Below are 1,556 nucleotides of genomic sequence, written 5' to 3'. Positions count from 1 at the left end.
AACCCGACTATAGGTGCGAATGCAGTGACTACTGCGAAAGTGCTTGACGCCAATATTACTACCGCGAAACTTGCTGACAATGCAGTGACTGCTGCTAAAGTTGCAAATGATGCCATCACCACAACAAAGGTTTTGGATGGTGCCATCACAGCGGCAAAACTTGCTCCAGGTGTAATCCCTACATCAATTCCGGTAAGCGGAAATGCAGGCGGTGACCTAACGGGTACTTATCCTAACCCGACCATTGGAGCAAATGCCGTGACTACTGCGAAAGTGCTTGATGCCAATATTACAACTGCGAAACTTGCTGATGGAGCGGTTACAGGAACCAAACTGGCTGACAATACCGTAACTGCTGCAAAGGTTGCAAACGATGCCATCACCACAACAAAAGTTCAGGATGGTGCGATTACGGCTGCGAAACTGGCTCCAGGTGTAATACCAACTTCTATACCGGTAAGCGGAACAGCAGGTGGTGACCTTACCGGCACTTATCCCAATCCGACCATTGGAGCAAATGCGGTGACTACTGCGAAAGTTCTTGACGCCAATATCACTACTGCGAAACTTGCTGATAATGCCATCACCACAACAAAGATTCAGGATGGTTCCATTACGGCTGCGAAACTGGCTCCAGGTGTAATCCCAACTACATTGCCTGCAGGTGGCGACCTTACCGGAACTTATCCTAACCCGACCATTGGAGCAAATGCGGTGACTACTGCGAAAGTTCTTGATGCCAATATCACTACTGCGAAACTTGCTAACAATGCGGTGACTGCTGCCAAGGTTGCAGACGATGCCATCACCACAACAAAAGTTCTGGATGGTGCCATCACGGCTGCGAAACTGGCTCCAGGTGTAATCCCAACTTCATTACCGGTGAGTGGGACTGCCGGTGGTGACCTTACGGGTAACTATCCCAACCCAACCATTGGAGCAAATGCGGTGACTACTGCGAAAGTGCTTGACGCCAATATCACTACTGCGAAACTTGCTGACGGTGCAGTTACAACTGCAAAGCTGGCAAATACTTCAGTAGACAATTCTAAACTTGCTAACAATGCAGTGACTGCTGCCAAGGTTGCCGACGATGCCATCACCACAACAAAAGTTCTGGATGGTGCCATCACAGCTGCAAAACTTGCTCCAGGTGTAATCCCGACTTCATTACCGGTGAGCGGAACTGCAGGTGGTGACCTGACAGGTACTTATCCCAATCCAACCATTGGCGCTAATGCGGTGACTACTGCGAAAGTGCTTGACGCCAACATTACTACTGCGAAACTTGCGGATAATGCGGTGACTACTGCAAAACTTGCAAATACCTCGGTAGATAATAATAAACTGGCCAACAATGCAGTGACTACTGCGAAAGTGCTTGATGCAAACATTACTAATGCGAAGCTTGCTGATAATGCGGTGACTACTGCCAAGGTTGCAAACGATGCCATCACTACAACAAAAGTCCAAGATGGTGCGATTACGGCTGCTAAACTGGCTCCCGGTGTAATCCCAACTTCATTGCCAGTGAGCGGAACTGCAGGTGGTGACCT

General features: G+C 48.9%; 1 protein-coding gene. It reads left to right on the top strand.

The window, feature by feature from the left end:
• Positions 1 to 1,556: hypothetical protein (locus tag OI18_RS24740; protein WP_205410089.1), on the top strand; the 1,556-nt coding region annotated here is incomplete at both ends.

The sequence above is a fragment of the Flavihumibacter solisilvae genome, assembly GCF_000814475.1.
Taxonomy (GTDB): Bacteria; Bacteroidota; Bacteroidia; order Chitinophagales; family Chitinophagaceae; genus Flavihumibacter; species Flavihumibacter solisilvae.
Note: the sequence above shows the minus strand (reverse complement) of the source record. Positions and strands in the feature narration are given on the sequence as shown.